The 15,985-nt window shown below is 42.0% G+C and carries 16 protein-coding genes; 11 read left to right on the top strand and 5 right to left on the bottom strand.

Annotation, left to right across the window (positions count from 1 at the left end; genetic code table 11):
- The first annotated feature begins 73 nt into the window (after nucleotides 1-73).
- From gpmI to ACOQON_RS17200, 3 genes are all read left to right on the top strand, one after another.
- Nucleotides 74-1,576 carry a 2,3-bisphosphoglycerate-independent phosphoglycerate mutase gene (gpmI, locus tag ACOQON_RS17210; protein ID WP_420576663.1) on the top strand — a complete coding sequence of 501 codons (1,503 nt, stop codon included), beginning with the start codon at nucleotides 74-76 and terminating at the stop codon, nucleotides 1,574-1,576.
- A gap of 2 nt (nucleotides 1,577-1,578) precedes the next feature.
- Nucleotides 1,579-2,127: a hypothetical protein gene (locus ACOQON_RS17205; RefSeq protein ID WP_420576662.1), complete on the top strand. Its 549-nt coding sequence runs from the start codon at nucleotides 1,579-1,581 to the stop codon at nucleotides 2,125-2,127.
- A gap of 119 nt (nucleotides 2,128-2,246) precedes the next feature.
- A complete protein-coding gene (locus ACOQON_RS17200) occupies nucleotides 2,247-3,368 on the top strand; it encodes a M1 family aminopeptidase (RefSeq protein WP_420576661.1) in 1,122 nt (373 codons plus the stop codon).
- Here ACOQON_RS17200 and ribH read toward each other — a convergent pair.
- The 3 genes from ribH to pdhA all read right to left on the bottom strand — a co-directional run bounded on the left by ribH (nucleotide 3,365) and on the right by pdhA (nucleotide 5,877).
- Nucleotides 3,365-3,850, bottom strand: coding sequence for a 6,7-dimethyl-8-ribityllumazine synthase (gene ribH / locus ACOQON_RS17195; protein WP_420576660.1), 486 nt, complete (start codon nucleotides 3,848-3,850; stop codon nucleotides 3,365-3,367). The genes ACOQON_RS17200 and ribH overlap by 4 nt on opposite strands.
- A gap of 188 nt (nucleotides 3,851-4,038) precedes the next feature.
- Complete coding sequence (locus ACOQON_RS17190) at nucleotides 4,039-4,734, bottom strand: tetratricopeptide repeat protein (RefSeq protein ID WP_420576659.1); 696 nt, start codon at nucleotides 4,732-4,734, stop codon at nucleotides 4,039-4,041.
- A gap of 126 nt (nucleotides 4,735-4,860) precedes the next feature.
- The gene (gene pdhA / locus ACOQON_RS17185; protein ID WP_420576658.1) at nucleotides 4,861-5,877 is read right to left on the bottom strand and encodes a pyruvate dehydrogenase (acetyl-transferring) E1 component subunit alpha; all 1,017 of its coding nucleotides are present in this window, start codon (nucleotides 5,875-5,877) and stop codon (nucleotides 4,861-4,863) included.
- A 236-nt stretch (nucleotides 5,878-6,113) separates the two neighbouring features.
- On the opposite strand from pdhA, the gene recF reads away from it, so the two are divergent.
- Both recF and ACOQON_RS17175 read left to right on the top strand, forming a co-directional pair.
- On the top strand, nucleotides 6,114-7,181 hold the full coding sequence (gene recF / locus ACOQON_RS17180; protein WP_420576657.1) for a DNA replication/repair protein RecF: 1,068 nt from the start codon (nucleotides 6,114-6,116) through the stop codon (nucleotides 7,179-7,181).
- The gene (locus tag ACOQON_RS17175; RefSeq protein WP_349566099.1) at nucleotides 7,181-7,471 is read left to right on the top strand and encodes a DUF721 domain-containing protein; all 291 of its coding nucleotides are present in this window, start codon (nucleotides 7,181-7,183) and stop codon (nucleotides 7,469-7,471) included. The genes recF and ACOQON_RS17175 overlap by 1 nt, the downstream gene beginning before the upstream one ends.
- Here ACOQON_RS17175 and ACOQON_RS17170 read toward each other — a convergent pair.
- Both ACOQON_RS17170 and ACOQON_RS17165 read right to left on the bottom strand, forming a co-directional pair.
- On the bottom strand, nucleotides 7,468-8,130 hold the full coding sequence (locus tag ACOQON_RS17170) for a DUF6048 family protein (RefSeq protein ID WP_420576656.1): 663 nt from the start codon (nucleotides 8,128-8,130) through the stop codon (nucleotides 7,468-7,470). The two genes, ACOQON_RS17175 and ACOQON_RS17170, sit on opposite strands and share 4 nt — an antisense overlap.
- A complete protein-coding gene (locus ACOQON_RS17165) occupies nucleotides 8,111-8,551 on the bottom strand; it encodes a hypothetical protein (protein ID WP_420576655.1) in 441 nt (146 codons plus the stop codon). Before ACOQON_RS17165 ends, ACOQON_RS17170 begins: the two co-directional genes overlap by 20 nt.
- A 316-nt stretch (nucleotides 8,552-8,867) precedes the next feature.
- Here ACOQON_RS17165 and rimO point away from each other — a divergent pair, with 316 nt between their 5' ends.
- The 6 genes from rimO to ACOQON_RS17135 are packed head-to-tail and all read left to right on the top strand — an operon-like array spanning nucleotide 8,868 to nucleotide 15,903.
- The gene (gene rimO / locus ACOQON_RS17160; protein ID WP_420576654.1) at nucleotides 8,868-10,184 is read left to right on the top strand and encodes a 30S ribosomal protein S12 methylthiotransferase RimO; all 1,317 of its coding nucleotides are present in this window, start codon (nucleotides 8,868-8,870) and stop codon (nucleotides 10,182-10,184) included.
- 16 nt (nucleotides 10,185-10,200) lie between these two features.
- A complete protein-coding gene (gene bshC / locus ACOQON_RS17155) occupies nucleotides 10,201-11,757 on the top strand; it encodes a bacillithiol biosynthesis cysteine-adding enzyme BshC (RefSeq protein WP_420576653.1) in 1,557 nt (518 codons plus the stop codon).
- A gap of 58 nt (nucleotides 11,758-11,815) precedes the next feature.
- Complete coding sequence (locus ACOQON_RS17150; protein WP_420576652.1) at nucleotides 11,816-12,901, top strand: alanine racemase; 1,086 nt, start codon at nucleotides 11,816-11,818, stop codon at nucleotides 12,899-12,901.
- Between the two features lies 1 nt (nucleotide 12,902).
- A complete protein-coding gene (locus ACOQON_RS17145; RefSeq protein WP_420576651.1) occupies nucleotides 12,903-14,051 on the top strand; it encodes a glycoside hydrolase family 3 protein in 1,149 nt (382 codons plus the stop codon).
- Between the two features lie 41 nt (nucleotides 14,052-14,092).
- Entirely contained in the window at nucleotides 14,093-14,968 is an 876-nt protein-coding gene (locus tag ACOQON_RS17140; RefSeq protein WP_420576650.1) for a bestrophin family protein, read from the top strand.
- A 35-nt stretch (nucleotides 14,969-15,003) separates the two neighbouring features.
- Complete coding sequence (locus ACOQON_RS17135) at nucleotides 15,004-15,903, top strand: hypothetical protein (RefSeq protein WP_420576649.1); 900 nt, start codon at nucleotides 15,004-15,006, stop codon at nucleotides 15,901-15,903.
- The last annotated feature ends 82 nt before the right edge of the window (nucleotides 15,904-15,985 follow it).

The raw sequence follows: 15,985 nt of genomic DNA, 5'->3' as shown, positions 1-15,985 counted from the left end.
TGTAGTAAAAACCATGCCCAATTTATTCATTACAGGAACTACATTCAAAAAATGACGCTTCTATATTTGCCTTATGGATAAGAAAGTCATTCTTCTGATACTCGATGGTTGGGGCATAGCCAAAGACAAGTCTGTGTCGGCCATCGATGCTGCCAACACCCCATTCATGGATCACGCATTTCAGGAGTATCCGCACAATACGCTTGAAGCATCCGGAATGTCTGTGGGTTTGCCCGATGGGCAAATGGGCAACTCAGAAGTGGGACACATGAATATCGGTGCAGGACGGGTCGTCTACCAGGATCTTGTAAAGATCAGCAATGCAGTGAAAGACGGCTCCATTCAAAAAAATGAAGCGTTGCAACGTGCCTTAGCCTATGCCAAAGACAATGAGAAACCCATTCACTTAATTGGTTTGGTTTCTGATGGTGGCGTGCACTCACACATTGATCACTTAAAAGGCCTGCTCTCCACTTTTGATCAAGAAGAATTTGACGATGTTTTTGTTCATGCTTTTACCGATGGTAGAGATACAGACCCGAAGGGAGGAGTGGACTATCTCCGTGACTTACAACATCACATGGCTGAAACGACCGGATCGCTTGCAACCATTACCGGGCGGTATTATGCAATGGATAGAGACAATCGATGGGAGCGAGTAAAGCTGGCGTATGATGCGATGGTTCATGGCGAGGGCAAAAGAGTTCAGGACCCATTAAGAGCGATGGAAGAATCTTACATGGAAGATGTTACGGATGAGTTTATGAAACCAATCATCTGTGCCGATGCGAAGATCGAGGAAGGGGATGTCGTGCTTTGCTTTAATTTCCGTACAGATAGAGGGAGACAAATCACTCAAGCCCTTACGCAGCAAGATTTTCCTGATCAAGGTATGAAAAAGCTCGATTTGCATTATGTGACCATGACCAATTATGATGATTCTTTCAAAGGAGTGCATGTCATGTATGGCAAAGAAAATCTTACGATGACGTTGGGTGAGGTGCTGGAAAAAAACAAAAAGAAACAAATCCGAATCGCTGAAACGGAGAAATATCCACACGTGACATTCTTCTTCTCAGGGGGTAGAGAACAACCTTTTGAAGGGGAGAAACGAATCCTCTGTCCTTCTCCAAAAGTAGCCACTTACGACTTGCAGCCTGAGATGAGTGCTTATGATATTCGAGATAAAATCATTCCTGAATTAAAAGCAAAATCAGCTGATTTCATTTGTCTCAACTTTGCTAACCCCGACATGGTAGGGCATACAGGTGTTTTTGAGGCTGCTGTAAAAGCATGCGAAACGGTAGATAGCTGTACTGAAGCAGTGGTAAATACTGCGTTGGAAAATGACTATTTATCCATCATTATCGCTGATCATGGCAACTCTGATATGATGATCAATCCGGACGGAACACCAAATACGGCCCATACAACGAACCTTGTTCCTTTTGTGGTGGTTGACAAAGAGTTTAAAGGCGATCTTAAAGCAGGAAAGCTGGGTGACCTAGCGCCAACCATTCTCAGATTTATGGGGTTGGATGTTCCTGAAGAGATGACCGGAGAAGTATTGATTTGAGAATGAGCCGATTGATTGATTTGAAGATTTTAGTGCTACTTTTAGTATTGGCAAGCTGTCAAAAGCTCAAGCCTGAATCGGTGAGCATTCCTGAGTATCCGGATTTCGAAAACCTTATAAAAACGCAGGCGGATCTGCTTGGAAACACACGGATCAAAAAAACGGTGAGGCTGGAAAATCGGACTGAAGTAAAAATTGTAGAGATGGATTCTGCTAAATGGGCAGAGGAACTATCCTTCTTAAAAGAAATCAATCCCAATCAGCCGGAATATGTTGGCGCCTTTACCAAAGAAACGGATGGCAATAAAACCTTACTCACCCTTGGCCCGGACGAAAAAGGAGAGCTCAAAAAAATCAGCTACATCAAGATTGGCGATATCTACTCAACTATGAATGCCACGTTTCACGAAGATAAGGATGTATATGTCCATCACCGGGATATTAACGTGACCTTCCGAGACGGACTGATCCAATCAGTCGAAATCAATGGCTACCAGAAAATGATGTTTAGGGATACAGTGCGGTTTGGGATAAACATTAAAGTCCTATAAGGTTGATACCCAAACAATTTCTAGTAACTCTTCTTTTGATTCAGGTTCTTAACGCCTTAAGTCAAAACGACAAAACTTATCCCAATGTCCAACAATATCAAGCTGAAATTGTACCTGACTTGATTAACCGATCAATTGAAGGGAGTGTCACAATTGATTTTCTAATCTCTCCTGAAGTGAGTCAAGTCCGTTTTGATTGTGGAAACCTTTCTATTTCTCAGGTGAATGGTACTTATGTAGAGAGGTTCAGACAAGAAGAGCAACAACTCATCATCAACCTTTCCAATCGTTCCAGTGATCCAGTTAGTGTTAAAGTCGAATATTCAGGATCACCAAAAAGAGGCCTGATTTTTAAAGAAGGGCTGGTATACACTGTTTTCTCAACTGACTATTGGATGGTTTGTAACATGAATCCATCTGACAAAGCTCGATTAAAACTTAAGATACAAGTTCCTGATTCACTAGATGTGATTATGAGTAACACAAGCAGGAATTATGAAGCCCCTGCCTATACTTACGGTTTTGTAATTGGTTCTTTCAATAAGCATTCAGAAGTCTTTGATAGCTTGACTTTGAACTATTATTCAAGTCAATATTCTGATGAACAACTCCAAAAAGTATTCAGGGAAACCCCTCACATTCTGGAATTTTTAGAGGAAAAGTCAGGCACTCCATATTATCAAAACAATTACTCACAAGTTCTGGGTGGAGATCATTATCAGGAAATGTCGGGCTTTGCAATGATAAAAGACACTTATGGTAATCTTGTGCTCAAAGACAGCACAGAAACAAACCTCATAACACACGAACTAGCTCATCAGTGGTGGGGGAATCAGGTGACCTGTCAAAACTGGAATCACTTCTGGTTAAATGAAGCATTCGCTACCTATCTCTCTGCGGCATACAATGAAGTGCGATTTGGGAAAGAAAAATATCAGTCAGATATTGACTCTTATTTTAAGGTTTACCAAAAGATTCTGGAAAAAGGAGCAGATAAACCACTGTTATTTCCAGATTGGTCAAATCCAAGTCGAGATGATCGAAATATCGTCTATTTCAAAGGTGCCTATGTTTTACATCTCCTCAGAGAAGAAATAGGAGATTCCACTTTCTGGAAAGGAATAAAGCATTACAGTAAAGAAAATTTTGGAAAATCCGTAACCACCAAAGACTTTCAGGAAGCAATGGAAATCGCTTCCAATAAAAGTTTACAAGAATTCTTTGATCTTTGGATCTATTAGCTTGATTTCAACCCCAACATCTTAATAGCAGTTGCTGCTGCTTCATCGCCCTTGTTTCCATGCTTGCCTCCTGCTCGATCCAATGCTTGTTTCATGGTATTCGGTGTGAGCACGCCAAAAATCACTGGTTTGTTGTATTTCAAAGACACATTGGTGATACCATTAGCCACAGCATCACAGATGAAATCAAAATGACGGGTCTCACCCTGGATCACACAGCCCAAACAGATCACCGCATCAATGTCTTTTCGTTCTGCCATCCATTGCGCTCCGAGACTCAACTCAAAAGTGCCCGGTACATTCATGCGTTCGATGTTATCACGATTAGCTCCAGCACCAATTAGCGTTTGATAAGCACCTGAGTAAAGGGACTCGGTTACCTGCTCATTCCATTCGGCTACCACAATCCCAAACTTGAATTTACTTACATCGATGGATGAGCCGATCTTTACGTCGCTGAGGTTTTTATCTGCTGATGACATAGTGTAAAAAGAATGAAGTTTCTACAAATAAAAAATATCCATGAGTTTAACACCCCTATAATCCCGAAACATCGAACCGCCTTATGGGGATAATTCCCTCTCAAAAAAGGGGGTTAGGGGGTTGTTAGATATTGCAAAAAAAATGTCACCTCCTTATGAGATGACACCTTCTACAAATTTATTTTTTCTTACTGCACTAAAGCCTCCAGTCTCGCCTTCTGCTTTTTCGCATCGTGAATTTGTGTGGAGTTAGGATAGTCAGATACAATTACACCGTAGGTGTTTGCTGCAGCTGCAAGACTGCCTTCCTGCTCCTGGGCAATTGCCAGCTTCTTCAAATAAATCGGAGTGAATGATTCGTTTTCCTTATAGTCCACTGCCTGCTCATAATAAGAGATAGCATTAGCAAAATCATCCATTTCCATGTATGCATCGCCGATCAATGAATATGTCCGGCCTTGAAGAAGGTAATCATCACTACTAAATTCTTTCAGCTGGCGGATGGCTCCATCGAAATCTCCTTGCTTCAGGAACGACGCACCTGCATAAAATCTTGAAAGGTTAGCAGCTTTTGTCCCAGGGAACTCCTCAATGATTTCAAGGAAGCCGTAGCTGTTTCCGTCTCCATTCAATGCAAGTCCAAGGCTGTCAGCATCAAAGTAGAACTGAGCCTGGAAAAGCTCTTCCTGAGCAGTTTGATTTTGGTTTGTGATATAATAGTTATATCCAGCAAAGCCTACCACCAATAGAGCGAGCACTCCACCGATTCCAAAGACCATTGCTTTGTTTCGCTTGCTGCTAAAAAATTCATTGGCTTTCTCAACAATTGCATTTGGATCCTCTAAGATCTCAACGCCCTCATCTTGCTTTTTTCCTTTTGCCATTTTCTTATAAAATCTTAATGTTTTCTATCGCATTCATTCTCCTACCGAGCCCCTTTCTAATTTGAAGGTAAAAAATGCGGTCGCAAAGATATATTTTTTGTTCAGATGTGTAAGACTCTCAGTCAATTATGTGTTTACGAATGGATAGTCATCCTCGACATAATTATCCGTATATGCTTCTGAAGCCTCCGGCCATGGTGATTCTTCCGCAAAATCCACAGCTTTCTGCACCTGGTCCTTAATCTCTTTATCGATTTCCTTCAGCTCGTCCTCTGAGGCCCATTTATTTTTAATGATCGTCTGCTTCACCTGTTCAATCGGATCTTGATTCTTGTATTCCTCAAGCTCTTCTTTTGTTCGATACTTTGCCGGGTCTGACATGGAGTGACCTTTGTATCTGTAGGTTCTGAATTCAAGGAATGTAGGTCCATCTCCTTTTCTAGCTCGTTTGGCCGCTTTTTCTACCGACTTATGAACGTCTTCCACCTTCATCGCATCTACAGGTTCAGATGGCATATCATACGCTTCCGCCAACGTATAAAGATCTGTCACATTCGAGGTTCTTTTTACCGACGTTCCCATCGCATAGCCATTATTTTCCACCACGAAAATGACTGGCATCTTCATGGTCATAGCCATGTTAAATGCCTCATGAAGTGCCCCTTGTCTAACTGCGCCATCTCCCATGTAGCAGATGCATAGGTTTTTGGTGCCCTTATATTGCTCAGCAAAACCAATTCCGGCTCCCAATGGAATCTGGCCACCCACGATTCCATGTCCTCCCATGAAATTCACTTCTTTATCAAACATGTGCATGGATCCGCCTTTGCCTTTGGAAACACCTGTAGCTTTTCCAAAAAGCTCGGCCATCACTTTGCCCGGGTCGGTTCCCAACGCCAATGGATGTCCGTGATCACGGTAAGCAGTAATCCACTTATCATCTTTCTCTAATGCAGAAACTGCGCCAGCGGCGCATGCTTCCTGACCAATATATAAGTGACAAAAACCTCGAATTTTCTGCTGGCCATACAGCTGACCTGCCTTCTCTTCAAACCTTCTCATGAGCTGCATAGAGCGAAACCACTCCATGTATTGCTCTTTCGAAAACTCATCGGATTTTTTTGTTGTCTTTTTAGCCGCCATAGGACCCAATTGTTTGATTTACTTTGCTAAACGGATTGCGAAATTAGCGTAAAACAAGGTGAGTTGAAAAGAATTGCCCTCAGATGCTTCTACATTCCGATATTCGAAAATGACTCAATTAGTCTCCTCCTCGGAGGAGAAAGAGGTGGGTTAATATTAAAACAGTCATTTTTGAATATCAAATGTTCAATGAAAACCCACCCCAACCCCTCCCAGGAGGGGATTTGATTTAGCAAATGATCTTAAAAGAACTAAAACTTACATCCTTTAAGAACCACCCGGAATCAACGTTCGAATTCGGTGAACGGATCAACTGTGTGCTTGGGAAAAATGGTATGGGCAAAACCAATTTGCTGGACGCGATATACTACCTCTCGTTTACCAAAAGTGCAGTTGGGTCCCAGGACAAACTGGCCATCACCCATGACCATCGCGCTTTCACCCTTTTCGGGACGTATGACGCGCTGACCATTGCGATACAGTTTGAGAAAGGGAAAGTAAAAACACTAAAAATAGATGGTCAAGAGCCTGACCGCCTGAGTCATGTTATCGGTAAAGTACCTCTTGTCATTGTACTCCCGGACGATACCTCCATGATCAAAGAGGGAAGTGAGGAGCGTCGTAAGTTTTTTGATGGTGCACTTTCACAGTTTGATGGAGAGTATCTGAAATCGTTGCTCAAATACAACAAAGTGCTCAAGCAGCGCAACAGTCTTCTAAAGGTAGAAGAAGGTAGAGGGCTAAATAAAAGGCTGCTTGAAACATATGACGATCAGTTGATCCCATTGGCAATTGACATTTCCAGGAAGCGACAAGAAATGAAGGAGTTTTTTCTGCCGTTTCTACAAAAAAACTATGCTGACCTACATGACGGTGGGGAAACCCCGGGCTTGAATTTCAAAACGCATGTGGGAGAAGGATTTGCAGATCGATTCAAGGCCAACACCCAAAAAGATCAGATCATGCAACGAACCTTACTCGGAAGTCATAAGGACGACTTTGAGTTTTTATTGGATGAGGAATTAATCAAAAAGTTTGGCTCTCAAGGGCAGCAGAAGACGTTTATCATCGCTTTGAAATTGGCACTGTATGATTTCCTAAGAGAAAAAACAGGGAAAAAGCCGTTGCTTTTGCTTGATGATATCTTTGATAAGCTGGATGATTCCCGAATTCAACTATTGGTCTCCTTATTATTGGATAATGACCGCTTTCAGCAGATTTTCATCACCGATGCACGAAAGGATCGAAGCAAAGAGCTGTTTAAAAAGGAGAAAGAAGTGAATTTTATCGAACTTGCATCTTGATGAAAGAAGATCCAATCAAAAGTTTTCGCAACGCCTTTCAAGGATTCCTGAAAGAAGAAAATCTGGAGCATACATACAAACAAAAACAGGTCATTGCTGATTGGGAACGAATTATGGGGAAGACCATCGCCTCACGTACCACCAAGATGTTCTTCAATCAAAAAACGCTTTTTGTAAAGCTCTCTTCAGCTCCGCTCAAAAATGAAATGCAAAACTCCAAGGCTCAGATCATTGAGTTAATTGAAAAGGAGATTGGAAAAGGAGAGGTGGAGGATGTGAGGTTTCTTTAGTCTCTAAACGGCACCCTCCACATCAAATAGTAATCAAAGGCAGTAGAATTCTGCCTTTTGGTTTTTCCAAAACCAGGCACGTCATAGGTTTTTAGCTCACCCTCTCCATTGATTTTTCTGGCAAACTGCCAGCGCATGGTGAAACCCATGTAGAGGTTGGAAACCACCTTTCCTCTGAGGCCTACAGCTACTTCAACCCATCGTGCAGTGAGGTTTTCATTTTCCAGAAAATAATCCTGTTCGCCAAATCCCTGATCTGCGGTGAATGAAATCTGATCGTTAAAGATGGCCCTGGCATATCGCAATCCCAGCGTCAATGCATTCCCGCTCTCTTGGTCCTTGGTAAAGTTTCTGTCTATTCCTATTCGATAGTAGCTGCCGTTGTTTTCGTAATCGAACGTCTCCCCCCGTTGATGCTCTTCTATTCCAAAGTTGCCTACCACCACAAACCGATGAACAGCTAAAGCTGCTTCCACCTCATGAGTGATCAGGTCAGAACCAAAAGCTGTCCGTGCTGATCGTATGGCATTCATCCCAAGCTTTAGCTCATATGGACGAAAATCCATAGGCTGCTTTTCATTTTGCTGGGGAGCCGGACTTTGAGCACTCGCCCATAGACCAATGAACAATGTCGATATGCTAAAAATAGACTTCCACATTGGTGCTTAATTGTCGGTTAGTAACTACGCCGGGAATGGATAGTGAGTCAAACGTGTATCTCACAGTGTCCAAGCCTATGAAAGTATAGGAAGGATCACATTTTGGATCGAAAATCGATATCTCCACTTTTTCATAGCTCATCTCCACCTCAAAATGCGAGGTATCTGAGTCAAAGAAAAAAATTGTTGTTGGATCATCCGGATTTAACGGAAGCCCGACTCCTGTGGAGTCCTCAAAAGGAGTGAATACGTAAGGAGAATTCTCGGCAGTAATGGTGAATCCGATCTTCTTTGCATTTTGCGTTTCATAATCGAAGAACCTCAAAATCATAAAATCGAGATTATCATCCGTACCACAATTTTCTATGTCCTGGCAGGAGATGATCGCTAATCCGAATATTATTATTGCGAGTTTTTTCACAGGGGGGCAAAATTAAGTCTTAGTATTCAATGTCGTTTAGCTAAGAGTTTTAATGTGCTATTAAGTTAAGGTCACTCCAGAATGGAGTCTTTGCAGATAAGCCAGTTTATATCTATGAAATCCAAAAATTCCATGCTGGAATGTCGTTTTAAGACGAAGATGAAACCTTAACTTAATAGCATTCCCGACTCTATAATAGTAGAATACATGACATGAAAGGAGTTTACCTAAACCACATAGCACTTCATATTCCATTAGCTTTGCACTCGCGAAACTAGAATGAACCAAAATAAGATCACAGGGTTCTATTAAAGTCATGAAAACGAAGGGGTTAAAGAAAACAAAAGTCAACATCGTCACACTCGGGTGCTCCAAAAACCTGGTGGATTCTGAAGTGATGTTGACACAACTGAGGGGAAACAACATTGATGCCACACATGAGTCTACCAAAGACGATGCAAATGTGGTTGTGGTAAATACCTGTGGATTTATTGATAATGCAAAGCAGGAGTCCATTGACACGATCCTTCGCTATGTGGATGCGAAGCAAGAAGGGCTGGTGGAAAAAGTCTATGTCTCAGGTTGTCTTTCTCAGCGATACAAAGATGAATTAAAGGATGAGATTCCGGATGTAGATGCATGGTTCGGAACCGGTGATCTGCCAGCGCTGCTGAAGAAGTTCAAAGCAGATTATAAAAAAGAGTTACTCGGAGAGCGAATCCTCACCACCAACAACCATTACGCATATTTGAAAATCGCTGAAGGTTGTGATCGTCCATGTAGCTTCTGCGCTATTCCACTTATGCGTGGAAAGCATGTTTCCAAACCTATGGAACAAGTGGTGGCAGAAGCGGAATCATTGGTACGACAGGGAACAAAAGAAATTCTACTCATTGCACAAGACTCTACTTATTACGGGTTGGATCTTTATAAGAAAAGAAATTTAGCTGAATTGATGGATCGATTGGCAGATGTGGAAGGGCTGGAATGGATTCGTTTACACTATGCCTTTCCAACTGGCTTCCCGGAGGATGTGCTGGATGTCATGGCGAAACGATCTAACATTTGTAATTATCTGGATATCCCGTTGCAGCACGCCTCCACCAATATGCTGAAAATGATGCGCCGAGGAACCACGCGAGAAAAAACGGAAGCGCTGCTGGATAAAATGCGTGCGAAAGTCCCAGATATAGCCATTCGAACAACCCTGATCGCCGGACACCCGGGAGAGACGCAGGAAGATTTTGAAGAAATGCTGGATTTTGTGGAGAAGAATCGGTTCGAGCGGTTGGGAATTTTTACCTACTCACATGAGGAAAATACCCACTCATACAATTTTGAAGACGATGTGCCTGATGAAACCAAACAAGAGCGCGCAAATGCCGTAATGGATTTGCAGGAAGAAATTTCCATGAGCATCAATGAGGAAAAGGTTGGGAAGGAATATAAAGTGCTGATTGATCGGATGGAGAGTGGAACATTTATCGGACGTACCGAGCATGATTCACCGGAGGTGGATAATGAGGTGATTATTCCGGCTGACCACTCATACTTACGAATTGGAGATTTTGCCCAGGTAAAAATTACTGACGCCACAGCCTTTGATCTGTACGGCGAACCAATTAAGCCATAACCCACTTTACTAAAGCGTGCGCACCGAGACCATTTCTTTAGATGAGACCGACTGTTTTTCCTCTTTTTTTATTGACTATATCAATGAAAAGGAGACCTTAAAGCCATTTTACTCGGCTTTCCCCTCGGTTAAGAACTTCAAGTCTGCAATAGCTAACAGGAATTTTCCTACAGCGAATAGAGAAGCATTGGTTGAGGTTTTGCAGGAACAATACAAAGATCTATCTACTGATAATTCAGTAAAACAAAATATCCAGTCGCTTGGTGATGGTAAAACCTTTACCATCGCCACCGGGCATCAGCTCAATATTTTCACCGGGCCGCTTTACTTTATCTACAAAATTGTGACCGTGATCAATGCCTGCAAGACGCTCAAGCAGTCCTATCCGGATTACAATTTCGTGCCCGTTTACTGGATGGCAAGTGAGGATCATGATTTTGAGGAAATCAATCACTTCTTCCTGGAAGGAAAGAAATATGAATGGCAAACCGATCAAAACGGGGCAGTCGGTCATTTTGATCCATCCGGGCTAAAAGAGATTGCAGAAAAATTGCCAAAGGGTGCTGAGTTTTTTGCCGAAGCTTATTCACAAAAAACATTGGCGGATGCAGGAAGAGCCTATGTCAATCACCTATTTGGTAAGGAGGGGTTGGTTGTGGTTGATGGTGATCATGCAGCATTGAAAAAGGTATTCACCCCAATTATTGAAGAAGATCTTTTTAAACACAACCCTGAAAAGTTCGTGTCAAAAACATCCTCATCGCTCGAAGATTTGGGATATAAGACACAAATCACTGCCCGTAAAATCAATTTCTTTTACCTGAAAAATGGCATCCGGGAGCGGATTGAGAAAACAGATAATGGATTTCAAGTGGTTGACACAGGTATTGCTTTCAGCGAAAAGGAAATACGATCGCTGATAAAAGAACATCCGGAACGGTTTAGTCCGAACGTGGTTCTTCGCCCGCTATACCAGGAAACGATTCTCCCCAACCTTGCTTATGTAGGCGGTCCCTCTGAGGCAGTCTATTGGCTCCAGCTAAAGGAAATGTTCGATCATTTTAAAACCGCCTTTCCTTTGTTGATGCCGCGAAATTTTGGTGTGGTTATTCCTGAAGCAGCCTCCTCAAAATGGAATAAAACCGGGCTCACACAATCCGATTTATTTCTAAGCACTGAAAAAGCGTTTGAAAAGTGGGTGAAAGCCAATTGCGATCATGACATTTCCTATGCTGAGGAACTGAAAAGTTTGGAAGAGCTAGAAAAATCATTGAAGCAAAAAGCTGGTGAAGTAGATGAAACACTGATTCAGCACATTGAAGCGCTACACACATCATTCTCAAAGCGAATCGAAAAAGCAGAAAAAAAACTGGTGCGGGCAGAAAAGCGGCTTCACCAAGATCGAAGAAAGCAGATCGAATCTGCAAAAGAAGTTTTGTTCCCTGGCGGGAGTTTGCAGGAACGACGAGATAATTTCCTTAACTTTTATTTGAACGATCCGGATTTTATACAAAAGCTTCTCAAAACTTTTGATGCATTTGACTATCGGATGTATTTGCTATACAATAGCTGAAGCTTAGCAGTTTAAGCAATTGATGCTTATTTTACGTCAAGTCAATTAGCTACAGCATATGGAAGTTAAAACACCCACCCTTCTTGTAGACAAAGGAAAGTGCCTTCAAAACATTGATCGGATGATCAAAAAAGCCAAGGCCTCAAACGCTACTCTCCGCCCCCACTTTAAAACACACTTCTCTGCGGAGATCGGTGATTGGTTCAAGAAAAAAGGAGTCAATCAATGTACGGTGAGTTCTGTTGACATGGCAATTTATTTTGCTGACCATGGCTGGGATGATATCACGATTGCCTTTCCATATAACTTGCTTGAAGCCGATAAAGTAAACAAGCTTGCTAAAAGGGTGAACCTCAACGTGCTCATCGAGTCCGAAGAAAGCCTTATGCATTTGGGTAAGCATGTACAAGAGAAGGTGGATTATTTTATCAAAATTGATGTGGGTACACACCGTACTGGAATCGACCCCAGAAGTGAACCGTTGATAGAAAAACTGGTGAATCACTCTTCTGAAAAACATACTTTCAAGGGCTTCCTGGCTCATGCTGGCCACACATATGGATCTACAGACTATGAAAGTGTCAAGTGGATCCATGACATGTCAGTCAAGGTAATGGAGCACCTCAAAGAAAAGTTTGGAGGGATGCTTTCATACGGAGACACTCCATCATGCAGTCTGATTGAAGACCTTTCTGCATTTGATGAAATCCGACCGGGTAATTTTGTCTTTTATGACTGGATGCAAAAAAACATTGGGTCATGTTCCGTAGAGGAAATTGCGGTCTGTATGGCCTGTCCTGTAGTTGCTATACACAATGAGCGAAATGAAATAGTCGTTTATGGGGGAGCTGTGCATCTTTCTAAAGATGTGATTAGCGAAAAAGATGCGTATGAAAAAACTAAAAACTGCTTTGGAAAGATGGTCTATCTCAAAAAAGATGGATGGACTACCGATATTGTTGGTCATGTAGACAGGCTATCTCAGGAGCATGGTATCATCAAGCTACCAGAAAATGAGATCGCTCGTGTAAAATTGGGTGACGTGATTGGCATTCTTCCTGTACATTCGTGCCTTACTGCTGAATTACAAGGACATTATCTTTCCACAGCCGGAGAGAAAATCGAAAAGATGCTGAAAAATTAACATGCGAAAAAACGTTTCACTGCTCTTATTCATTCTCGCTTTTTCTGGCTTTGCCAAAACCGATCCCCCCAAAGACACCATTGATATTATGATTGGCCAAATGATCATGATCGGAATTGGGGATTTTGATTTGGTCGATGATAGCAGGCCGATTTTTCAGGAAATTAAAGATGGAAAGGTAGGAGGAGTAGTATTATATGAAAAGAACATACTCTTTGAAAGCCCCAAGCCAGAGCTTGCATTGCTTGTAGAAACATTACAAAAAAACGCTTCCATTCCACTCTTCATTAGCATAGATGAGGAAGGTGGAAGAGTGACCCGGATGAAAACAAGGTATGGGTTTCCAAAAAATGTTTCAGCCCAATACCTGGGTGATATGAACAACCTGGATTCCACACGATTTTATGCCAATCAAACCGCGAGCATTCTAAGCAGCTTTGGTATTAATATGAATTATGCTCCGGTGGTGGATGTAAACCTGAACCCACGAAATCCGGTAATCGGACGAATAGAGCGCAGCTATTCAGAGGATTATAATGAAGTGATCAAACAAGCATACATAGTAATTGATGAGCACAACCAGCGTGGTGTTGTGCCTGTACTCAAACATTTTCCCGGTCACGGAAGCAGCCGAAGTGATACACACCTGGGCCTGACGGATGTAACACAAACCTGGCAAATAGAAGAAATGTACCCATATTCTGCTTTGATCGACAGTGGAAAAGTAAAGGCCATCATGACTGCCCACATTGTGAATCAGTCCTTGGATGCTTCCAAAAATCCAGCGACACTTTCAAAACGCATCGTCACAGGTATGCTAAGAGATTTTCTTGGGTTCGATGGGGTAATCATTTCAGATGATATGCAAATGGGCGCTATCAACAATGAATATGGATTGAGAGAAGCCATAAAGTTATCAATAGAAGCGGGTATAGATATGCTAATGTTTGCCAACAATGTAAAAGACTACAATATGGTAAGTGCAACCACCGTACACGCCATTATCAAAGACTTGCTTTTTGAAGGCATTGTTACAAGAGAACGCATCTACAAATCCTATCAACGAATCATGAAGCTAAAAGCCGAAACCGGATTATGTGATCCTGATTATTACCGCTCGTTGAAAAATAAGCTTAGGGCCTACAACTAAGTTATAGAAGTCAAACCTGATTTTACTATCTTCACCATTCCATGATCCAATACAACCCAAAATCGTGGTTTTCGCTCATTTTTGACGTCTATAGCAGATATGTCATTAGAGCCCTTTTCCCCCTAATTATGTTTGCGGGGGTATTGACCACAGTGCTTTGCTTTCTGTTTATAGATGTCCTCAAAATCACCATTGAAGATACTAAAGCCTTCCATTCCATTCTCGGGGTAATCCTGGGTTTGTTCCTTGTACTTAGAACCAACACGGCATATGATCGATGGTGGGAAGGAAGAAAGCTTTGGGGTCAGCTGGTAAATGACACACGTCAGCTATCAATCAAAATAGCCACCTTCCTTCCTTTGGATGCGAAAGAGGATCGATTATTCTTCAAGAAAATGATCCCCAATATCACTTTCGCAATGAAGAATCATCTTCGAAACAGCATCATGGTGGGTGAAATGGATTTTTACGACGACACAGTGAAAGACCGAATCATTAACAGCAATCATCGTCCAAACATCATTAACAAGATTTTGATGGAAAGGGTAATGGACCTTAACAAGCGCGGATTGATCACTGCCGACAAGCTTTTCATCCTGGATAAGGAGATCAAGGGTTTTACCGACATTATCGGTGCTTGTGAGCGAATCAAATCGACTCCAATTCCATACTCTTACAGTATGTTTATCAAGAAGTTTCTTTTCATCTATTGTATCACACTTCCAATGACCTTCATTGGTGAGTTTGGCTACTGGTCTATTATTTTAGTGGTTGTGGCTTTTTACTTTCTGATGAGCGTGGAGTTGATCTCGGAAGAGATTGAAGATCCGTTTGGCAGAGATATAAATGACCTGCCACTAGACGAACTTTGTGTAAAGATCAAAAAGAACATCATAGAAATTTTCAACAATAACTAACTTGGCAATTTAAAATCGCTTTTAAACCTGATATTATGAAACTCAATCAACTTAAACTATCCTCTCTTGTGCTCACAGCTGCGGTGCTCATGTCATCCTGTGGCGGAGGCGGCAGCAAAGAAGAATCTTCCGATGCATCTTCAGAGTTTGATGCTGCAAAAGAGCAAGTAGCTGCCGATGTATCAAAAGTTTTGAAAGACCTGCCGCCACCATCAGAGGTTCCTTACCTGCTAATGAACGCGGGAGCAGAGTTTGATCCAAACATTATCAATTCCATCGACAACATGGAATCATACCAGTCAAGTGAGTCGAAAGCAGCTTTAAACCTTGGAGTGTATGCAACGGACATTGGTTACCTGGCTTCCTACGAAAAGGCTGAAATGGCACTCGATTACATGGGTGAATGCCAGAAGCTGGCTGCACCAGTAGGTGTAGCTGAGGCGATTGATTACGGTATGATCTCGCGATTTGAATCTAATATGGAAAATAGAGATTCTCTTGCCTCCATCATTAACGAAGTGATGGAAAAATCCGGTGAGCGACTAAGTGAACTTGAAGAACTGAATAGTGCTGCTTTACTCTTGGCCGGAAGCTGGATCGAGGGAGTTTACATTTCCACAAGCATTGTGAACAATTACCCGGAAGATCTTCCGGAGGAATCCAGAACACTTATTCTGGAGCCTCTTGTAAAGATTGTTATGGATCAAAAGACTTCACTTAATGATTTGCTTCAAGTAATGAATGACGTTCCGGGAACAGATGAAATTACCAGCATGAAAGCAGAGCTTGAAAAGGTAAAAGCCATTTATGATGGTGAACTTGCAGAAGTAGAGACCCAGATTGCCAACAACACCGGTGATTTTGTTCTTCAGCCAAGCACACTTGATAACCTTTCTGCAGAAGTATCTCGTATTCGAGCATCCATTGTTGAATAATAAAGGAGTTCAAAAAATTAAAAAGCCGTCAAACAATGTATTGACGGCTTTTTTTGATTTTAGATCACATCAATGCCCTAAC

This window comes from Ekhidna sp. (genome assembly GCF_965221965.1).
Lineage (GTDB): Bacteria > Bacteroidota > Bacteroidia > Cytophagales > Cyclobacteriaceae > Ekhidna.
Note: the sequence above shows the minus strand (reverse complement) of the source record. Positions and strands in the feature narration are given on the sequence as shown.